Annotated in this window: 20 protein-coding genes and 1 riboswitch; of the genes, 2 read left to right on the top strand and 18 right to left on the bottom strand. The window is 36.8% G+C overall.

Features of this window, described 5'->3' with window-relative positions:
* Positions 1-111: 111 nt before the first annotated feature.
* A riboswitch (Lysine riboswitch) is annotated at positions 112-293 on the bottom strand.
* Between the two features lie 89 nt (positions 294-382).
* Positions 383-832 carry a DUF3888 domain-containing protein gene (locus tag LMD38_RS19255; RefSeq protein WP_061183989.1) on the bottom strand — a complete coding sequence of 150 codons (450 nt, stop codon included), beginning with the start codon at positions 830-832 and terminating at the stop codon, positions 383-385.
* A gap of 200 nt (positions 833-1,032) precedes the next feature.
* Here LMD38_RS19255 and LMD38_RS19260 point away from each other — a divergent pair, with 200 nt between their 5' ends.
* Both LMD38_RS19260 and pssA read left to right on the top strand, forming a co-directional pair.
* Entirely contained in the window at positions 1,033-2,919 is a 1,887-nt protein-coding gene (locus LMD38_RS19260) for an LTA synthase family protein (protein ID WP_061183988.1), read from the top strand.
* Between the two features lie 181 nt (positions 2,920-3,100).
* On the top strand, positions 3,101-3,802 hold the full coding sequence (gene pssA / locus LMD38_RS19265) for a CDP-diacylglycerol--serine O-phosphatidyltransferase (protein WP_000285422.1): 702 nt from the start codon (positions 3,101-3,103) through the stop codon (positions 3,800-3,802).
* Between the two features lie 32 nt (positions 3,803-3,834).
* Here pssA and LMD38_RS19270 read toward each other — a convergent pair whose 3' ends face one another.
* From LMD38_RS19270 to ilvC, 17 genes are all read right to left on the bottom strand, one after another.
* The gene (locus LMD38_RS19270; protein ID WP_001062826.1) at positions 3,835-4,806 is read right to left on the bottom strand and encodes a 2-hydroxyacid dehydrogenase family protein; all 972 of its coding nucleotides are present in this window, start codon (positions 4,804-4,806) and stop codon (positions 3,835-3,837) included.
* A gap of 146 nt (positions 4,807-4,952) precedes the next feature.
* Entirely contained in the window at positions 4,953-5,120 is a 168-nt protein-coding gene (locus LMD38_RS19275; RefSeq protein WP_000240694.1) for a DUF4025 domain-containing protein, read from the bottom strand.
* Positions 5,121-5,188: 68 nt separating this feature from the next.
* Positions 5,189-6,205, bottom strand: coding sequence for a histidinol phosphate phosphatase domain-containing protein (locus LMD38_RS19280; RefSeq protein ID WP_000861821.1), 1,017 nt, complete (start codon positions 6,203-6,205; stop codon positions 5,189-5,191).
* A gap of 11 nt (positions 6,206-6,216) precedes the next feature.
* The gene (hisI, locus tag LMD38_RS19285) at positions 6,217-6,540 is read right to left on the bottom strand and encodes a phosphoribosyl-ATP pyrophosphatase (protein ID WP_062821847.1); all 324 of its coding nucleotides are present in this window, start codon (positions 6,538-6,540) and stop codon (positions 6,217-6,219) included.
* A 10-nt stretch (positions 6,541-6,550) separates the two neighbouring features.
* Positions 6,551-6,856 carry a phosphoribosyl-AMP cyclohydrolase gene (gene hisI, locus LMD38_RS19290; protein WP_000803969.1) on the bottom strand — a complete coding sequence of 102 codons (306 nt, stop codon included), beginning with the start codon at positions 6,854-6,856 and terminating at the stop codon, positions 6,551-6,553.
* Positions 6,853-7,611: an imidazoleglycerol phosphate synthase cyclase subunit gene (gene hisF, locus LMD38_RS19295; protein WP_000880229.1), complete on the bottom strand. Its 759-nt coding sequence runs from the start codon at positions 7,609-7,611 to the stop codon at positions 6,853-6,855. The genes hisI (LMD38_RS19290) and hisF overlap by 4 nt, the downstream gene beginning before the upstream one ends.
* Positions 7,605-8,324, bottom strand: a complete 720-nt coding sequence (gene hisA, locus LMD38_RS19300; RefSeq protein ID WP_000402315.1) for a 1-(5-phosphoribosyl)-5-[(5-phosphoribosylamino)methylideneamino]imidazole-4-carboxamide isomerase — start codon at positions 8,322-8,324, stop codon at positions 7,605-7,607. Before hisA ends, hisF begins: the two co-directional genes overlap by 7 nt.
* Entirely contained in the window at positions 8,297-8,926 is a 630-nt protein-coding gene (hisH, locus tag LMD38_RS19305) for an imidazole glycerol phosphate synthase subunit HisH (RefSeq protein WP_000560331.1), read from the bottom strand. Before hisH ends, hisA begins: the two co-directional genes overlap by 28 nt.
* The gene (hisB, locus tag LMD38_RS19310) at positions 8,927-9,511 is read right to left on the bottom strand and encodes an imidazoleglycerol-phosphate dehydratase HisB (protein WP_001209290.1); all 585 of its coding nucleotides are present in this window, start codon (positions 9,509-9,511) and stop codon (positions 8,927-8,929) included.
* The gene (hisD, locus tag LMD38_RS19315; protein WP_000407009.1) at positions 9,511-10,800 is read right to left on the bottom strand and encodes a histidinol dehydrogenase; all 1,290 of its coding nucleotides are present in this window, start codon (positions 10,798-10,800) and stop codon (positions 9,511-9,513) included. Before hisD ends, hisB begins: the two co-directional genes overlap by 1 nt.
* A gap of 11 nt (positions 10,801-10,811) precedes the next feature.
* Positions 10,812-11,447 carry an ATP phosphoribosyltransferase gene (gene hisG / locus LMD38_RS19320; RefSeq protein WP_016716980.1) on the bottom strand — a complete coding sequence of 212 codons (636 nt, stop codon included), beginning with the start codon at positions 11,445-11,447 and terminating at the stop codon, positions 10,812-10,814.
* Positions 11,423-12,685, bottom strand: a complete 1,263-nt coding sequence (gene hisZ / locus LMD38_RS19325; protein WP_062821848.1) for an ATP phosphoribosyltransferase regulatory subunit — start codon at positions 12,683-12,685, stop codon at positions 11,423-11,425. Before hisZ ends, hisG begins: the two co-directional genes overlap by 25 nt.
* A 310-nt stretch (positions 12,686-12,995) precedes the next feature.
* Complete coding sequence (leuD, locus tag LMD38_RS19330) at positions 12,996-13,577, bottom strand: 3-isopropylmalate dehydratase small subunit (protein ID WP_062821849.1); 582 nt, start codon at positions 13,575-13,577, stop codon at positions 12,996-12,998.
* On the bottom strand, positions 13,555-14,949 hold the full coding sequence (leuC, locus tag LMD38_RS19335; RefSeq protein ID WP_000518107.1) for a 3-isopropylmalate dehydratase large subunit: 1,395 nt from the start codon (positions 14,947-14,949) through the stop codon (positions 13,555-13,557). The genes leuD and leuC overlap by 23 nt, the downstream gene beginning before the upstream one ends.
* A complete protein-coding gene (gene leuB / locus LMD38_RS19340) occupies positions 14,949-16,013 on the bottom strand; it encodes a 3-isopropylmalate dehydrogenase (protein ID WP_000415369.1) in 1,065 nt (354 codons plus the stop codon). Before leuB ends, leuC begins: the two co-directional genes overlap by 1 nt.
* A gap of 78 nt (positions 16,014-16,091) precedes the next feature.
* Complete coding sequence (gene leuA / locus LMD38_RS19345) at positions 16,092-17,612, bottom strand: 2-isopropylmalate synthase (protein WP_000809579.1); 1,521 nt, start codon at positions 17,610-17,612, stop codon at positions 16,092-16,094.
* 1 nt (position 17,613) lies between these two features.
* Positions 17,614-18,624 carry a ketol-acid reductoisomerase gene (ilvC, locus tag LMD38_RS19350; protein ID WP_001151735.1) on the bottom strand — a complete coding sequence of 337 codons (1,011 nt, stop codon included), beginning with the start codon at positions 18,622-18,624 and terminating at the stop codon, positions 17,614-17,616.
* Positions 18,625-18,647 lie beyond the last annotated feature (23 nt).

Here is an 18,647-nt window from a genome sequence, read left to right on the forward strand (position 1 = left end):
ATAGACAAAAAACGCGCGGAACAATGTTCACACGCGTTTCTTATTAGGAAAAATATATATTGAAAAAATAAACGAGTTGTTATCTCCTCAAAATAAGAAACCGCATCAACATCTCCAAATAGCTCTCCATAAAATAAATCTTATGACAGTACTACATTTATTCAATGCAGTCCCAATATATGAATAATATGGTTATTCTTATATTTCGGCAATAGTCCCTTTCAACCTATGATCACAGATTCCATTAAATCTCCCATAGCTTACTCTTTCCTATCGCGGCCTCTACCTTTGAGAGTAGATGAGGTAAGTCTATTTAATTTTCAAACATCTAATTGTTGCTATTAACAATACCAAAGGACCATTTTATTTGTCAAACAATTTTTTATATTGCTTTTTTACAGTTTAGTTTCGTATCGTTTGGTAAGCGCTTTACTGAAACCTTTGTCACTTCCCATTCGCCTTCTTCGTTATTAAATGTAATCGTTACCTTCTCAAATGGTGGCGCAATTTTCCCTGCAACACGTTCATACTTTGTCACTTCAATAACTGCTTGAAATAAATATGTACCGCTATACACTTTTTTTAAACTAATAATTTTCGGGCATTGATAAGGCTTCAAGCTCCCATATTGTTTTTCGATTGCTTTATTTATTTTCGGGAATAACACAGAATAAAGGGCATCTTCCATAAGAGGTGCATCATATTGAGCTACCGACACACTTGGTGAAGCAAAAAGTATAACACTACTGCATACTATAAAATATAATAATTTTCGCATTATAACCTCCGTATTGTTACACGATTCTTTCCGCGCACGATAATAATCATACATAGAAACTCCATTTTATTGTCTCCTACTGCCCTTTTTCTACTCAATTGTTATAAAAAAGTCCACAACTCTCTTTTATTTTCGTATAATGATACTCATAGTATAATAAACATAATAATAAAGGACTGTTCGTATATATAAAATGAGGCGCTAATCAAATAGGCCCACAAGAACCGTCATGCTTTTTAGGAGAGGAGTATATTATGCTACAACGTCTGTTTCCAAAACTGCGATTCGCACTCGTTGCAGTCGTTTTATTATGGATAAAAACATATATTGTGTACAAGCTAGCGTTTGATATTAAAATTGATAATTTCTTTGAAGAATTTATGCTTTTTATTAATCCACTAGCTGCGTTACTTTTATTTTTCGGTTTTGCTTTATTTGCATCTAAACACCGAAATCGCATTATAGTTGGAATTAGTTTTATACTATCATTCATTTTATTTGGAAATGCAATGTTTTATGGTTTTTATAACGATTTCGTTACGTTCCCAGTATTATTTCAAACAAATAATATGGCTGATTTAGGGACGAGTATAAAAGAACTCTTTACGTATAAAACATTACTGTTATTCGCAGATGCGATCATCTTAATGTTTCTTTCGCGTAAATTCCCATCATTTTGCGACAAAACGCCGCTTTCTCGCTCTGAAAAGAGAACTTTCTTTAGCGGTGTAACAGCTCTATTAGCACTACAAATTGTTGTTTCCATTATTTATAAACCACAAATGTTCTCACGCTCGTTTGACCGTCAAACTGTCGTGAAAAATTTAGGGTTATACACATATCATCTATTTGATATTACACTTCAATCTAAATCTTCAGCTGAACGTGTATTTGCGAGTGGGGACGGGTTCTCTGAAATTAAAAACTATACAGACTCAAAAGATAAGCAAGTTGATAAAAACTTATTTGGAGCTGCAAAAGGCAAAAATGTTATTTTAATTTCAATGGAATCTACACAAAGTTTTGTTATTAATAAAAAAATAAATGGAAAAGAAATTACTCCATTTTTAAATGAATTTATTAAAGATAGCTTTTATTTCGATAACTTCTATCATCAAACAGGACAAGGTAAAACTTCTGATGCTGAATTTATCGTTGAAAATTCACTTTATCCGTTAGACCGCGGTTCTGTATTCTTTACTCATGCAACAAATGAATATACAGCTACACCAGAACAATTAAAGAAATACGGATATTCTTCTGCTGTCTTCCATTCAAACGATAAAACGTTTTGGAATCGTGATGTAATGTATCCTGCACTTGGATATGATCGTTACTTTAATTTAAATGATTACGTAGGCACAGAACAAATGTCTGTCGGTTGGGGATTAAAAGATAAAGAGTTCTTTGAACAATCTATTCCAAAGCTAAAATCTTTACCACAGCCGTTCTATACAAAATTCATTACTTTAACAAACCATTTTCCATTTCTTCTAAATCCAGAAGATCAATATGTTGATGAGTTTAATTCAGAAAGTGGTGTTGTAAACCGTTACTTTCCAACTGTTCGTTACACGGATGAAGCTCTTAAACAATTTATTAAACAATTAAAAGAAGAAGGTCTGTATGATAATTCCGTTATTGTCATTTATGGAGATCATTACGGTATTTCTGAAAACCATAACGCAGCTATGGCTCAGTTCCTTGGGAAAGACGCTATTACACCGTTTGATTCTATGCAATTACAACGTGTCCCTCTCATCATTCACGTGCCTGGTCAAGAAGGTAAAGTCATTTCTAAAGTGTCTGGTCAAATTGATATTAAACCAACGCTACTTCATTTACTTGGTATTAAAACAAATCAATCAGTTGAATTTGGAACTGACCTATTTATTAAAGAAAAAGACCCTCTTATGGTAATGCGTGATGGTAGCTTCGTTTCGGAAGATTATGTGTATACAAAAAACATGTGCTATAAACGAAACACAGGTGAAGAAGCAGACATCTCATTATGTCAACCGAATATTGAAAAAGCAAAAACAGAATTGAAACTTTCCGACAAACTCATTTATGGAGATTTGTTACGTTTCGATCCTAACAATCGGTATAAAACTGGAACTATGACAACGAACTTTGAATAATACAAGAAGCAACTTTATAAAAGTTGCTTCTTTTTTCACTTATTTTTCCAATCATTCTTCTATGAAATCTTTCACAAATTGGGAATTTCTTTCGTATGAGGAAGAAATTTATGGTATGATAAAATAAGTAAACTTTCATACACTAATTAAGAATTTATTACAGAAAGCAAGGGATCAGATTTTGTATAGAGCAGCTATTCCAAACTTATTTACGCTCGGAAATTTATATAGTGGATTCTTGTCAATCGGCTATGCATCTTTAGGATATTATAAATCAGCTGCTATTTTAGTACTTATCGGGATGATGTTAGATAGTCTTGATGGGCGTGTTGCTCGTTTATTACGTGTTGATTCACAAATGGGAAAAGAGCTTGACTCGCTTGCGGATGTCGTAACATTTGGTGCAGCACCTGCTGTTCTCATGTATTACACATCTTTCTCTAATTATGGAATCATCGGACTATACATAGCGGGGCTATTCCCTCTTTTCGGAGCATATCGTTTAGCACGATTTAATGTAACACCATCTTCTACTTCAATGAAATACTTCACTGGGGTACCGATTACAGCAGCGGGAGGGCTTGTTGCTTTCTTAACATTATTTTCACATACCATTCCAAAAATCGTTCTTATTACAGTATTTGTAACGTTCGCATTTTTAATGGTGAGCCGCATTCGTATCCCAAGTTTAAAAGATGTACCAATTCCACGATATAGCATCATTATTACACTATTTTTAGTGGGCATCATTATCACAATGTACCAAACAGGATTCGGTAATTTTTCTGTTTTCTTATTCATTGCTATTCCACTATATATTTTGTACATGCTATCTCAATTCCTTAGACAACGACCATCAAAAAGAGCAAATAAAGAAAAATAAAAAGAAACCTTCCGGAATCGGAAGGTTTCTTTTTATTTTGTAACGAATACTTTTTGATTGACAGGCGTTACAGGTTCTTCGCCATTTAATACAGCTAAAATATTTCTTACCGCCGTTTCGGCCATCGCATCACGCGTTTCGAATGTTGCATTTCCTACGTGAGGAGCAAGTACCACATTCTTTAATCCTTTTAGCTCTTCAGTAATTTTCGGTTCAAATTCAAACACGTCAAGAGCTGCCCCTTCAATTTCATTCGTTTTTAAAGCATGAGCAAGTGCCGCTTCATGCATAATTGGTCCACGTGAAGCATTTATAATATACGCTGTTTTCTTCATCATTTTGAACTGTTCCTCATCAATCATATGATGCAATTTCGGATTATACGCACAGTTAATTGTAATAAAGTCTGCTGTTTGTAATAATTCTTCCAATGTTACATATGTTGCTTCCAGTTCACTTTCAGCTTCGGGCTTTCGATTTGGTCCTGTATATAAAACATTCATTCCAAACGCTTTTGCACGCTTTGCAACTGCCTTTCCAATTTCTCCAAGGCCGATAATTCCAATTGTCTTACCATGTACTTCGCGGCCTAAGAAAAATAATGGAGCCCATCCGTTAAATCCAGTTGTACGGCATAGCGTATCACCTTCAGGAATTCTACGTGCAGCTGCTAAAAGAAGTGCAAATGTTAATTCCGCTGTCGCTTCCGTTGATACTTTCGGTGTATTCGTTACCGCAATCCCTTTTTCTCCGGCATATGAGTAATCAATATTATCGTAACCAGCACCGTAGTTTGCAACAATCTTTAAATTAGGTGCCGCATCAATCACTTCTTTTGTCACCTTTGTAGAAAGTAAGCTTAACAATGCATCTTTATCTTTTACACGTTCTGTTAATTCATCTAAAGAAATTAACTCCTCTTTATCATACATTTCTACATCATGATCTTTTAATAGTTCTAATCCGATTGCTGGAATTTTTCCTGCTACTAATATTTTTGCCACTATACTAACACCTCTTCTATACAAAATAGGATAGCTCTTATCTTTCATTGTAAGAAATCCACATATAAAAACCAAGGAATTTGATTATAGTTTTGAAAATCGACACTTTTCCACAAAAAAAGAGGAGATGCAAGTCTCCCCTCTTTTTACGCTTTTTCTTGCGATTGTTTTCCAAGCTTCACATCAATTGTTCCTTCTGCAACTGTATCACTAATTTGCTCCTCAATCACTGATTGAGATGTAGCATTCGTATCAGAAGTATACGCTTGTTGCTGTGCATCTTGTACATTTTGTTTATTTTGTTGTTTCACCATTTCTTTACCCTCCTTTTTATTCTTTCTTATTTTGAACAAAAAGATGGGTTTTCATGAAAAAATCGTGATCATTTTGAAATTGTTACTTCTTCTAGTAATCTCATCGTTCGGACTCGTTTCGTAAATGTAGCTAAGTGAGCAATATCATGATTACGTAACGTCTTTATATTCTCTTCCACATATTTCCCTAAATCATTCGGATAATGAGCATCTGAAGAAAGTGTAATCGGAACTTCGTGTTTAGCTAATACTTGTAAATATAGCGGACTCGGACACATTTCGCGCACAGGATAGCGATAGTACAATCCCGCATTTATTTCCGTTGCTGTATTTGTTTCTACTAATGCACGCGCAATTTTCTTATAATAAGAAATTTGTTCATTCTCATCTAACCGATAATTAAATACTTTTATGTTGTCAAGATGAGCAATAATATCAAATAACTCAGAACGAACTGCGCACTCAACCGTTTTGAAAAACGTATCATATAAAGCATATAAGTCATGTTCCTTAAAATATTCTTTCGTATCTGGATTATCAAATCCCCAGCCATTTAAAAAATGAACAGAACCAATTACATAATCAAAATCTCCTAATGCAAGTAAAGATTGTAATTGTTGTTCACCACCAATAAAATAATCTGCTTCAATTCCAAGTTTAAGCGTAACACCTCTTTTACTCCACCGTTCTTTCGCCTCTTCAATTGCCTTTGTAAAATCATGTAGTGAAGCTACCCTTACTTGGTCTAACCATTCCTTTTGTAAACGTCCAAGCCCCGAATCACTAATATCAACATATTTTTCATAGTATTCTTTCGCTTCATAAAAACGGTATAAATGATCGACAATACCAACTTCTTTTATCCCTTTTCGCAAAGCTTCTTCTAAATATAAATCAATCCATTTCGTTGTAAATGGTCCTTCATTCACACGTCTTTGCAGGCGTTCTTGTGTTTTCACAAGCCATTCCATAGAATGTTTTTCTTCTTTTAGCGGTTCATAATGTTGTAATGATTCATTTATTTTAGCTAGCCATCCTATTGAATATGGCCCTTCTTCTAAATGAATGTGATAATCCACCTTCATACGTATTCCCCCTATAATGTATCTATTTCTCTTCTGTCCCCTACTCTCGAAAGCTTCCCATTTCTTTCTGTCACTTCCTCCATAATATCTTCTAATGATATATTTTTTTCGGCTAATAACACGAAGCAGTGATACAATACATCAACCATTTCTTTCACTAGCTCTTCGTTATCATTATTTTTGGATGCAATAATTACTTCCGTACATTCCTCACCAATTTTCTTTAAAATTTTATCTTCTCCTTTTGAAAACAAGTAATTTGTATATGATTCAGGAAGTGGATTTCTCTTTCGTTCTTCAATTGTTTCAAATAGTAATGTAAAGGCGTTTTTCATATGTATCCCCCTATATAATTTTGTAATGAAAACATGTTTTTTCTCCCGTATGACATGCAGGTCCTACTTGCTTTACGACAACAACAATTGAATCTTGATCACAATCTAAATAAAGAGATTGCACATGTTGGACATTACCTGATGTTTCTCCTTTATTCCATAACGACCTTCTTGAACGAGAATAAAACCATGTTCTTTTCGTTTCTATTGTTTTTTCATATGCCTCTTCATTCATATAAGCTAGCATTAAAACTTCTTTTGTATCTTCTTCAATTACAACTGCTGGTAATAGTCCTTTTGAAAAGTTAGGTTTCATAGCCGCACCTCAACATTTGCATTTCTTAACTTTCTCTTTACGTCCCCTATTGTCGCCTCACCGTAATGAAAGATTGATGCCGCTAATGCTGCATCAACTGCTGTCTTTTGAAACACTTCTATAATGTGATCAGCATGACCGCACCCGCCTGACGCGATGACAGGTACGGAAACACTTTTTGAAATTTCTTCTGTTAAACGAAGGTCATATCCGTTTTTCGTTCCGTCTGCATCCATACTCGTTAATAAAATTTCGCCTGCGCCTAGCTCTGTAACGCGCTTTGCCCACCTGATTGCATCCATTCCCGTATCAACTCTTCCGCCGTTCACATATACATTCCACTTATCTTCTGCTACTTTTCTAGCATCAATTGCGACGACAATACATTGTGAGCCAAAATGCTCTGCCCCTTCTCCGATTAATTTTGGATTTCGCACTGCTGCTGAGTTAATTGAAACTTTATCTGCTCCAGCTCTTAGTAAATTGTACATATCTTTCACATTTGAAATTCCTCCGCCAACTGTAAGAGGAATAAATACTTTTGAAGCCGTTTTTTCTACAACATCTACAATCGTTTTTCGTCCTTCATGAGTTGCCGTAATATCTAAAAATACTATTTCATCTGCTCCCGCATCATTATATAAAGCTGCTATTTCAACAGGATCCCCGACATCTTGTAGTCCTATAAAATTTACACCCTTTACGACTCGCCCTTCTTTCACATCTAGACATGGAATAACGCGTTTTGCTAACATAACTTTGTTACCTCTAGCACTTCTTCTAAATCAATCGTTTTCTCGTAAAGAGCCTTACCAATTATGACGCCGTATATGTTCATATCATTTAACTTTTTCACATCTTGAATAGATGCAATTCCTCCAGAAGCAATAAGTCGAGTAGAAACGCTTTTTTGTAGTAACTCCAATTGTGCTATATTCGGTCCTGCAAGTGTCCCGTCTTTCGAAATGTCTGTAAATACAATTGTTTGAACACCTATATTCTCCATTTGTTTTGCTAAATCAATGTAAGAAATTTCAGATACATCAAGCCAGCCTCTCGTTGCGACGAAACCATTTTTCGCATCAATTCCGACGATGATTTTTTCTTTATATAGAAAAACTGCTTCTTCTAAAAATGGCTTATCATAAAGAGCAGCTGTTCCTAAAATCACTTTATCTACCCCTACTGAAAATAACTTCTCTACGGCTACAAGTGATCGAATTCCTCCGCCAACTTGCACTGGAATACGTACTGCCTTGCAAATTCTTTCAATGACGGACAAGTTTAACGATTCACCAGCAACTGCACCATCTAAATCAACAATGTGCAACCGTTTCGCTCCAAATGTTTCAAATATAATCGCTTGCGCAACCGGATCTTCATTCATTACTGTTTCTTTACTAAATTCCCCTTGATACAGTCTAACGCATCGTCCCTTTTTTAAATCGATAGCTGGGAAGATTTCCATGATTCTACCACTCCTTTAAAATTTTTCAACATTTGCATGCCTATATCACCACTTTTTTCAGGATGAAACTGTGCGCCATATATATTTTCTTTTGCTACAAAACCAGGTACTTTCACTCCATAATCACTTATTCCATACACAATTTCATTTGGACAATCTGCGTAATAAGAGTGGACATAATATACGAAAGAACCGTCCTCTACTCCATTCCAAAGCGCTATTTCTCCTTCTTTCTTTAACTCATTCCATCCCATATGAGGAATTTTATAAGGAACCTTTAGCTTTCGAATAACGCCTGGCAATAAACTTAGCCCGTTACAGTCTTGTAGTTCCTCACTTTTTTCAAATAAAAGCTGCATTCCTAGGCAAATACCTAGAAGTGGTTTTCTTGAACGCCCGATTTCTTGTAACACACGCACTAAATCTTTTTCTTCCAATACATCCATCGCTTTTGGAAATGCACCTACTCCTGGTAAAATCACTCCATCACTTCTAAAAATCTCTTCTTTATCACTCGTTACAATGTACGCTGCTCCAATATGCTTTAATGCTTGTTCTACACTACGAATATTTCCCATTCCATAATCTATAATGGCAATCAATTACAACATCCCTTTCGTTGAATTTACACCAGTAATGTTGGCATTTCTTTCGACTGCTTCTCTAAGCGCTCTACCAAACGCTTTAAATAAGGCTTCAATTTTGTGATGTGTATTACTTCCGTATAAAATACGAGCATGTAATGTAATATTGGCAGCATGAGCAACTGCTCTAAAAAATTCTTCCGTTAGTTCTGTATCAAAATCCCCAAGCTTCGGATTCGTTAATTCTCCTTGAAATACAATATATGAGCGTCCACTTATATCAATTGCAACAAAGCCTAAAGACTCATCCATCGGTACATATGCTGAGCCGTACCTGTTAATCCCCTCTTTACTGTGCAATGCTTCTTTCAAACAATTTCCGAGTACAATTCCAACATCCTCAACTGTATGATGCGCATCAACGAATACATCGCCTTCTGCCTCCACTTGCAAACCGAATCTTCCATGCCTTGCAAATAAAGTTAGCATATGATCAAAAAAACCAACTCCCGTTCGTACAGAAACATTCTTCCCATCATCAAGCTGTAAACTTAATTTTATTTTTGTCTCTGTCGTCTCACGTATTTGACTAGACTCACGCATTATTCTTCCTCCTCAAATCTTATTTGAATTGCTCTCGCATGCGCATGTAATCCTTCTTTATTGGCAAGCTCTACAATATGATGTTGGACATCTCTTAATGCTTCCTCCGTATAAGACAGAAAGCTTGATTTTTTCACAAAATCATCGACTGATAACGGTGAGAAAAACCTTGCCGTTCCACTTGTCGGTAACACGTGATTCGGTCCTGCTAAATAATCCCCGAGCGGTTCTGGTGCATATGGTCCAAGAAAGATAGATCCTGCATGTTTCACATAAGCTAAAGCATTCATCGGTTCTTTTATATGTAACTCTAAATGTTCCGGGGCAATTTCATTCGATAACTGTAGTGCCTCATCTATAGAAGGAACGATAAAAATGGCTCCATTTCTATTTATTGATTCACGTGCAATTTCGCTTCTTGGTAATGTTTCTAACTGCCTTTCTATCTCTTTTTCTACTTCTTTTGCTAACTCTATATTTGTTGTAATACAAATCGCTGTCGCTCTCTCGTCATGTTCTGCTTGTGATAATAAATCAGCCGCAATATATTTTGCATTGCCGGTTTCATCCGCAATAACTACAATTTCTGACGGTCCAGCAATCATATCGATATTTACTATTCCATATACTTCTCGTTTCGCTAGAGCGACGTACAAATTTCCTGGTCCAACTATTTTATCCACTTTCGGAATCGATTCCGTACCGTATGCTAAAGCAGCAATTGCTTGCGCACCACCTATCGTATAAATTTCATCTACTCCCGCAAGGCTTGCAGCAACTAAAATATGTGGATCAATTCCTCCTTCTCTTGGCGGTGTTACCATTACAATCTTTTTCACACCAGCGAGTTTTGCTGGCAATACATTCATTAATACTGACGAAGGATACGAAGCAGTTCCGCCTGGCACATATACGCCTACATTCTCTAACGGCCGAATGATTTGCCCTCTAATGATGCCTTCACTCGCACAATCGAACATCGATTGTCTTTTTTGCTTTTCATGGTACGAAATAATGTTTTTCTTCGCCTCTTGTAACGCTTCTAAAAATGAATTCTCTACAAACATACTCGCTCGTTTTTCTTCTTCTTCACTTACACGAAACTCTTTTATCTTTACACCATCAAACTTTTTTGTATAAAAAGATAAGGCCTCATCCCCACTCTCCCTTACATTTCGAACGATTTCGCTTACATTTCTTTGAACAGTTTCTTCTATTATATTAGCGTTTTCTCGTAGCAATTTTATTTTCGATAACGCCTTTTGAAAATCTTCAAAAACGATCTCCATTACAAGTCCCCCTATTTTCCTGACAAAATTTCTTGCTCCATCATATTTATAATACTGAATATTTCGTCTTTTTTAGTTTTTAATGCAGCCTTATTCACAATCATTCGAGCAGATATAGAATACATTTCCTCAAATACAATGAGTCCATTTTCTTGTAATGTTTTTCCTGTTTCAACAATATCAACAATCGCATCTACCAATCCAAGAATAGGAGCGATTTCTACAGACCCTTCTATTTTTATGATTTCTACATCCTCTCCTTTATCATGAAAATAGTTAGAAGTAATATGTGGATATTTCGTCGCAATACGTTTCTTCCGGTAGCTCTTCGGATTATAAGTAGGAATAGAAGCAACACAAAACTTACACACACCTACTCCTAAATCCAACATTTCATAAATATCTTTTTCGTTTTCCATTAAAACGTCTTTTCCAACGACCCCGATATCCGCTACTCCATGTTCTACATAAGTAGCAACATCTACTGCTTTCACCAAAATAAATGAGATATCTGTATTTTTACTTTGAAAGACAAGCTTTCGTCCTTTATTTTTAAGCTCTGAACAATCGATTCCAATCTGCTCAAAGAGTGGAATCACATGTTTTTCTAATCTTCCTTTCGTTAACGCAATTTGAATGTTACGCATGAAGTTTCTCCTTCTTTCTGGACTACCCATTTCTCGTTCCATACATATTCCACTAACGATTCGTTCTTTGCCTCAACAACCGTCACTATTTGATTTTTTCTTGCAAATTGAAAGGTGTCATTTAAATTAGAACATAAAGATATCTCTACTTTTTTCCCGTCCTTTTGAAGTAAATTTCGTAACCGTTCCGCTTCTGCTAATCTATTTAACTCGTAATGAATCATAATATCTATTCTCTTTCGTTCATACGGTTCTTGCTGCTCCTGCAGCGCCTTCACAATTTGATTAACTTGCACCGCGAGTCCAACAGCCGGCAACATTTCTCCAAAATTTCCAATTAACTCATCATATCTTCCGCCACTAACAATTTCTTCTCCAATTTCATATATATACCCTTTGAAAATAACACCTGTATAATAGTCCAAATGTTGAATCATACCTAAATCAATTGATATGTACGATCCATAGCCTAGCTTGTCAATTGCTTCATATATTTCTTTCACTCTTGCAATGGCCATTTTCATTTCATTACTGGAGGCGAGTTTTTCTGCTTCCTCAATCACTTCTAAATTCCCAAATAACCTTGGTAATTTCTCCAGTAACCTTACTGTTTCATCACATCGATCTAATTTTTTTTCTCTAATAAAATTTGATAGAGCAGCATAATTTTTACTTTCAATATATGTTCTAAGAACTTTCTCTTCTTCCTCATGAATGGAGAGCTTTTTGACAATACATTTATATAACTGCACTTGCCCAATCTCTATTGTAAAAGATTGCACTTTCAACTTTTGAAGTGATTGAATGACACTTATAACACATTCAATTTCAGCTCTTACATTATCAATACCGATAATTTCAATACCACTTTGCACGATCTCATTATATTTTCCAGTAAGGGACTCATTCGCTCGAAATACATTTCCGCTATACGTCACTTTAAGTGGTGTATCACACCTCTGCGTTCCGATCACTCTCGCTAAAGGAATTGTCATATCTGGACGCAATACGATAATCCTTCCCTTTTCATCAAAAAATTTATACATCTTTTCTTCATCTATCGGCCTGCTTTGAAAGGCGAACACATCATAAAATTCAATTGTTGGTGTCCTTATTTCTTCATAACCTCTCTCTAAAAAAGTACGCCTTAATTTTTGCTCCACTTCTTCAATTAACGTACCTTCTTCGAATAAATAATCTCTCGTTCCATTTGGATTTGCCCGTTTCCATTTTGTCATCGAAATTCTCACACCTTTCCCTTTCTAATGTATGCTTATTTCATGCACCTAAACCGAAAATAAAAAGAGCCTTGTAGATAAAATATACCTACAAGGCTCTTTAGTAGCGTGTAGGTACAACGGGAATAACCCTTGCACCTACACGTTTTCACGCTAGGTTCAAGGGCTTTATGTATGATGATGTAGTTGTGTAAGCATTTTAATAGATTGCATTGTTTTCATAATACTTACTCCCTTTCTCCTCTAATTTTTACATAGTATATAATACTTAATTCTGAATGTAAATACATTTTAAATATTCCGTTATCTTTTAATATACAGCTACCCTTCTTTCATACTCCTTTATTTCTTGTTCATATTGCATTGTAATACTAATTTCATCTAAACCATTTAATAATTTCTCTTTCCACATTTTCTCTATTGTAAAATGAAACCTGTGCGTACTTGCTGTAATTACTTCATTCTCTAAATTTACTTCTATTTGTTCTCTTGCATCCGTTTTGGCAAGCTTTTCTCGCATTTCTTTATCCATTACAATTGGTAACATACCATTCTTCATACAATTCATATAAAAAATATCTGCAAACCCTCCCGCGATAATTACGCGGAAACCATAATCAGCAAGTGCCCAAGGTGCGTGTTCTCTTGAGGAACCACATCCAAAATTATCACCTGTAATTAATATACTTGCTCCTTTTCTATCTGGTGCATTAAGTGGGAAATTAAGGTTTTCGTGTCGTTCATTATCATACCGCCACTCATCAAATAAATATTTTCCAAATCCCGTCCTTTCAATTCTCTTTAAATATTGCTTCGGAATAATTTGATCTGTATCAATGTTATCATTCATAAGTACTGCGGCAGTACCTTTATGAATACGAAATGGCTCCATCATAACTCTCCTTTCTAATATCAACAAAATGACCATATAACGCAGCTGCTGCCGCCATTGCTGGGCTAACTAAATGTGTTCGTGCTCCTTTTCCTTGTCTCCCTTCAAAATTACGATTTGAAGTGGAAGCGCAATGCTCTCCTTCAGGTACTTGATCTGGATTCATTCCAAGACACATGGAACATCCAGGTTCTCTCCATTCAAATCCTGCTTCTTCAAATATGTGATGTAGTCCTTTTTGCATCGCCGCGTCCCTTACTCTTTTCGATCCAGGCACAACGAGTGCTCGCACACCTTCTTTTACCTTTCTCCCTTTCACAACAGATGCAGCAATTTCTAAATCTGAGAGCCTGGAATTTGTACAAGATCCAATAAAAACATGTTGAACTGGAATGTCATACGTACTTTGTCCAGGGCTTAATCCCATATAAGAAAATGCTCTTTCGTCATTTACATCATGCTTTTCTGGCAATTTCTCATCAATACGAACTCCCATACTCGGATTTGTTCCCCACGTAACGTATGGCGCTAAATCCGTAACGTCTATCGAAATATGTAAATCATACATTGCATCTGCATCTGTATAAAGTTCAGACCATTTCTTCTCGAAAGTTTCATAGTCTTTCGGTGCATATTTACGTCCTTTTACATAAGCAACTGTTTTTTCATCTGGCGCGATAATACCCGCTTTTGCTCCTCCTTCAATCGCCATATTACAAAGCGTCATTCTCTCTTCCATCTCCATAGCCTGAATCGTCTCTCCGTAAAATTCCATTACATATCCCGTTCCAACTGCTACACCGTACTTTGAAAGGAGATGCAAAATAATATCTTTTGCGTAAACGCCTTTCTGTAATTTTCCTTTTAACTCAATGCCCATCGCTTTCGGTTTTCTTTGCCACAGCGTTTGCGTTGCCAATACATGTTCCACTTCACTCGTACCAATACCAAACGCTAGCGCGCCAAACGCACCGTGCGTTGCTGTATGACTATCACCACAAACAATTGTTTTGCCTGGCTGCGTGAGCCCAAGTTCTGGTCCGATAACATGAACGATCCCTTGCTCTTCATCTCCGATATCCGCTAACGGCACCTGAAATTGTTTACAATTTTCCCGAAGTGTATCTAGTTGCTGCTTCGCAATGCGATCAGTAATATTCCAAACATCTTTCGTTGGAATATTATGATCCATCGTTGCGAATGTTAAATCTGGTCTGCGTACCGTTCGATTTGTAAGCCGCAAGCCTTCAAAGGCTTGCGGTGACGTTACTTCATGAACAAGGTGCAGATCGATATATAATAAATCTAATCCATTTTCATTTGTCGCAACTACGTGTCTTTCCCAAAGTTTATCTAGCAACCTTTTCCCCATTATCTTCCTCTCCCTACTAGTGCTTGCTCTTCCATTTCTTGCATTACTGCCTTCGTAAATGAAGTTGTCGTTTCAGTCCCGCCAATATCTGCTGTACATTTTCCTAATTTAAGGACTGCTGAAATCGCTTCTTCAATTGCACACCCCTCTCTCGTTAATCCGAACGATTGCCCAAGCATCATGGCAACAGAGCGCATCATCGCAATTGGATTTGCCTTATTTTTCCCGGCAATATCCGGCGCTGATCCGTGAATAGGCTCGTATAGCGAAGGGCCCTTTTCCGCGTGACTTGCTGATGGAAGCATTCCTAATGATCCAGCTAATACGGAAGCTTCGTCACTTAAAATATCCCCAAATAAATTTTCTGTTACAATTACATCAAACCGTCCTGGATTCCGAATTAACTCCATAGCAGCTGCATCTACTAAAATATGTTCTAGTTCAACATCTGGATAACGAAGGGCTACTTCTTCTGTTACAGTTCTCCATAGTTTACTAGATTCTAAAACATTCGCCTTATCAATAGATGTTACTTTTTTCTTCCGTTTACTCGCTAATTGAAAGGCATAAGAAACGATACGTTCAATTTCATGGCGATGATACGTAAGTGTATCTGTTGCTACTTCGTCGGTTCGTTCTTTCGGATAAGAAAAATAAATCCCACCTGTTAATTCACGAACGACAACGAAATCAATTTCATCAGCCTTTTTTAATGGCGATAAATGTGCCGTTGCACTTTCTACCGTTACAGGGCGAACGTTCGCAAATACACCGAGCCCTTTTCTTAAAGCTAATAATCCTTTCTCTGGTCTTTCTTTCGCACTATCCCACCTTGGTCCACCAACTGCTCCTAGTAAAACCGCATCACTTGCTAAACAAGCGGCAAGCGTTCGTTGTGGTAATGGTTGCCCATTTAAATCGATAGCACTCCCGCCAAAGTACTCATCTTGCAAATGAAAATGATGACCATATAACCTTTCTACCATATGCAATACTTCCTTCGCACTTTCCATAACTTCCGGTCCAACACCATCACCAGCTAAACAAACGATACGTTTTTCCAATTTCAACACTCCTTTTTTACTGAATTTTCAGAACATTAATTTGACAGGTGAGAATAGTCCCTCTCACCTATCAAACACTTATTTCACAAGCTGGATAAAAGATTTCAATTTCCCCGCTGCGTGGACATATGCTCTCGCCGACGCTTCCAATACGTCTTGCGCAACACCAAAACCTGATACTTGATGTGTTCCTTCTTTTAATTCAACATGAACATGAGCCAGTGCATCTTGACCTTGCGTAATAGATTGTATGCGATAATCCGCCAATTCACATTCTAATCCTAAAATTCTTTGGATTGCATTATAAATTGCTTCAATACTACCAGAGCCAGTAGCTGCATCTTCGAATACATTTCCTTCCTCATCTTTTAGTACAACTGTCGCACATTGTGTACTATTTGATACGAAATGTACTTGCAGTTGCGTAATATTATATTGCTGAGCCGCAAATGCTGCTTCACCAAGCATAAGTGCTCGTAAATCTTCCTCAGTAATTTCCTTCTTACGATCAGCTAATTTTTTAAACGCTTCAAACACTGCATCTCGTTCTTCCGTTGTAAATTCATAGCCAAGCTCTTTCATTTTTTCTGTAAACGCGTGACGTCCAGAATGTTTTCCAAGTACAAATAGGTTTTGAGATTCGCCTACTAACTCTGGTTCAATAATTTCATACGTTGTCACTTCTTTTAATACACCATCTTGATGAATTCCGGATTCATGAGCGAATGCATTCGCTCCAACGATTGCTTTATTTTTCGGTACAACCATACCTGTTAATCTGCTTACTAATGTACTTGTCGCTTTAATTTCTTTTAGCGTCATAGAAGGCTCTGCTTGATAGAAATCTTTTCTAATATGAAGAGCAACTGCGACTTCTTCTAATGCCGCATTCCCTGCTCTCTCTCCAATTCCATTAATTGTTCCCTCTACTTGCAATGCTCCCCCTTCAACCGCAGCTAGCGAATTTGCTACAGCCATCCCAAGGTCATCGTGACAATGACAAGAGAAAATTGCTTTTTCATATGAAGGAACGGATTCTTGTAAGTACTTAAAAAGAGAATAATACTCTTCTGGATTCGTATATCCAACTGTATCTGGAATATTAATTACATTCGCTCCTGCACGAATCGCAACTTCTACTGCCTCAGCTAAAAAATCTCTTGCTGTTCTTGTCGCATCTTCTGCAGAAAATTGTACTGTTGGAAATAATGATTTTCCAAGTGTAACAGAACGATGAATACTATCTAATACATCCTCTTTTGACATACAAAGTTTATATTTCATATGAATATCACTTGTAGCTAAAAATACGTGTAAACGAGGAGATACCGCACCTTTCACAGCTTCATATGCTCTTCGAATATCGCTTTCTTTTGCTCTAGCTAAACTCATAACTGTAGCATTTTGAATTGTATTCGCGATGCGTTTTACCGATTGAAAATCCCCTTCGGAAGCTGCTGCAAAGCCAGCTTCCATAACATGGATCCCTAGTCTCTCTAATTGCCTTGCAATTTGCAATTTCTCTTGTTCATTTAAATTCACTCCTGGTGATTGTTCGCCATCACGTAGCGTCGTATCCATGAACAAAATCTGCTTCATATTATTTCATCCCTACCTTTACTCGCGGCTGTACGAAAGGCATCATTTCACGTAATTTACGTCCAACTACTTCGATTTCATGTTCATTCTCTTTCTCATTTGTCGCATGGAAATTCGGTCTTCCTGCTTTATGCTCTGCAATCCAACCTCTTGCAAATGTACCATCTTGAATTTCTGCTAGCACTGTACCCATCGCTTTCTTCGTATCTTCCGTTACAACGCGTGGCCCTGATACGAAGTCGCCCCACTGCGCTGTATCTGAAACTGAATATCTCATATTTTCAAGTCCACCTTCATACATAAGGTCAACAATAAGTTTCAGTTCATGTAAACATTCAAAATATGCAAGTTCCGGCTGATATCCCGCATCAACTAACGTTTCAAATCCAGCTTTTACTAGCGCAGTTACTCCGCCGCAAAGTACAGCTTGCTCTCCAAATAAGTCTGTTTCTGTTTCTTCTTTAAATGTCGTTTCTAATACACCAGCTCTCGTCGCTCCAATTCCATCGGCATAAGAAAGTGCCTTTTCAGTCGCAACTCCTGTTGCATCTTGGTATACTGCAAATAATGCTGGAACAGCGCCACCCTCACTAAATGTACGGCGTACAAGATGTCCTGGACCTTTTGGCGCTACTAGAAATACATCTACATTCGCTGGTGGTTTCACTTGATCAAAGTGAACATTAAATCCGTGTGCAAAAACGAGAGAATTTCCTGCTTGTAAATTTGGCGCAATTTCCGCTTCATATACTTCTGGTTGCAGTTCATCTGGCAGTAAAATCATTACTACATCAGCCTGCTTTGCTGCTTCCGCTACTGTATATACTGAAAATCCATCTTCTTTCGCTTTATCCCAAGACTTCCCTTTTCTTAAACCTACTACTACATCAAATCCGTTATCACGTAAGTTTTGCGCATGCGCATGACCTTGCGAGCCGTATCCAATGATTGCTACTTTTTTTTCCTTTAATACATTTACCGTTACATCTTTTTCATAATAAACTTTTGCCATTTTCATTTCCCCCTATATTTAAA

It is taken from the genome of Bacillus pacificus (assembly GCF_020861345.1).
GTDB lineage: Bacteria > Bacillota > Bacilli > Bacillales > Bacillaceae_G > Bacillus_A > Bacillus_A pacificus.

What these genes read in the sequence shown, in the direction of transcription:
- hisI (WP_000803969.1), bottom strand. Translation starts at nt 6,856, where the DNA reads ATGAAACCTAACTTTTCAAAAGGACTATTACCAGCAGTTGTAATTGAA.
- LMD38_RS19280 (WP_000861821.1), bottom strand. Translation starts at nt 6,205, where the DNA reads ATGAAGGTGGATTATCACATTCATTTAGAAGAAGGGCCATATTCAATA.
- LMD38_RS19275 (WP_000240694.1), bottom strand. Translation starts at nt 5,120, where the DNA reads ATGGTGAAACAACAAAATAAACAAAATGTACAAGATGCACAGCAACAA.
- ilvC (WP_001151735.1), bottom strand. Translation starts at nt 18,624, where the DNA reads ATGGCAAAAGTTTATTATGAAAAAGATGTAACGGTAAATGTATTAAAG.
- hisB (WP_001209290.1), bottom strand. Translation starts at nt 9,511, where the DNA reads ATGCGTGAGTCTAGTCAAATACGTGAGACGACAGAGACAAAAATAAAA.
- leuC (WP_000518107.1), bottom strand. Translation starts at nt 14,949, where the DNA reads ATGGGGAAAAGGTTGCTAGATAAACTTTGGGAAAGACACGTAGTTGCG.
- hisG (WP_016716980.1), bottom strand. Translation starts at nt 11,447, where the DNA reads ATGCGTAACATTCAAATTGCGTTAACGAAAGGAAGATTAGAAAAACAT.
- leuA (WP_000809579.1), bottom strand. Translation starts at nt 17,612, where the DNA reads ATGAAGCAGATTTTGTTCATGGATACGACGCTACGTGATGGCGAACAA.
- hisA (WP_000402315.1), bottom strand. Translation starts at nt 8,324, where the DNA reads ATGGAAATCTTCCCAGCTATCGATTTAAAAAAGGGACGATGCGTTAGA.
- hisD (WP_000407009.1), bottom strand. Translation starts at nt 10,800, where the DNA reads ATGGAGATCGTTTTTGAAGATTTTCAAAAGGCGTTATCGAAAATAAAA.
- hisZ (WP_062821848.1), bottom strand. Translation starts at nt 12,685, where the DNA reads ATGACAAAATGGAAACGGGCAAATCCAAATGGAACGAGAGATTATTTA.
- LMD38_RS19260 (WP_061183988.1), top strand. Translation starts at nt 1,033, where the DNA reads ATGCTACAACGTCTGTTTCCAAAACTGCGATTCGCACTCGTTGCAGTC.
- hisF (WP_000880229.1), bottom strand. Translation starts at nt 7,611, where the DNA reads ATGTTAGCAAAACGCGTTATTCCATGTCTAGATGTGAAAGAAGGGCGA.
- LMD38_RS19255 (WP_061183989.1), bottom strand. Translation starts at nt 832, where the DNA reads ATGTATGATTATTATCGTGCGCGGAAAGAATCGTGTAACAATACGGAG.
- hisI (WP_062821847.1), bottom strand. Translation starts at nt 6,540, where the DNA reads ATGAAAAACGCCTTTACATTACTATTTGAAACAATTGAAGAACGAAAG.
- leuD (WP_062821849.1), bottom strand. Translation starts at nt 13,577, where the DNA reads ATGGAGCCATTTCGTATTCATAAAGGTACTGCCGCAGTACTTATGAAT.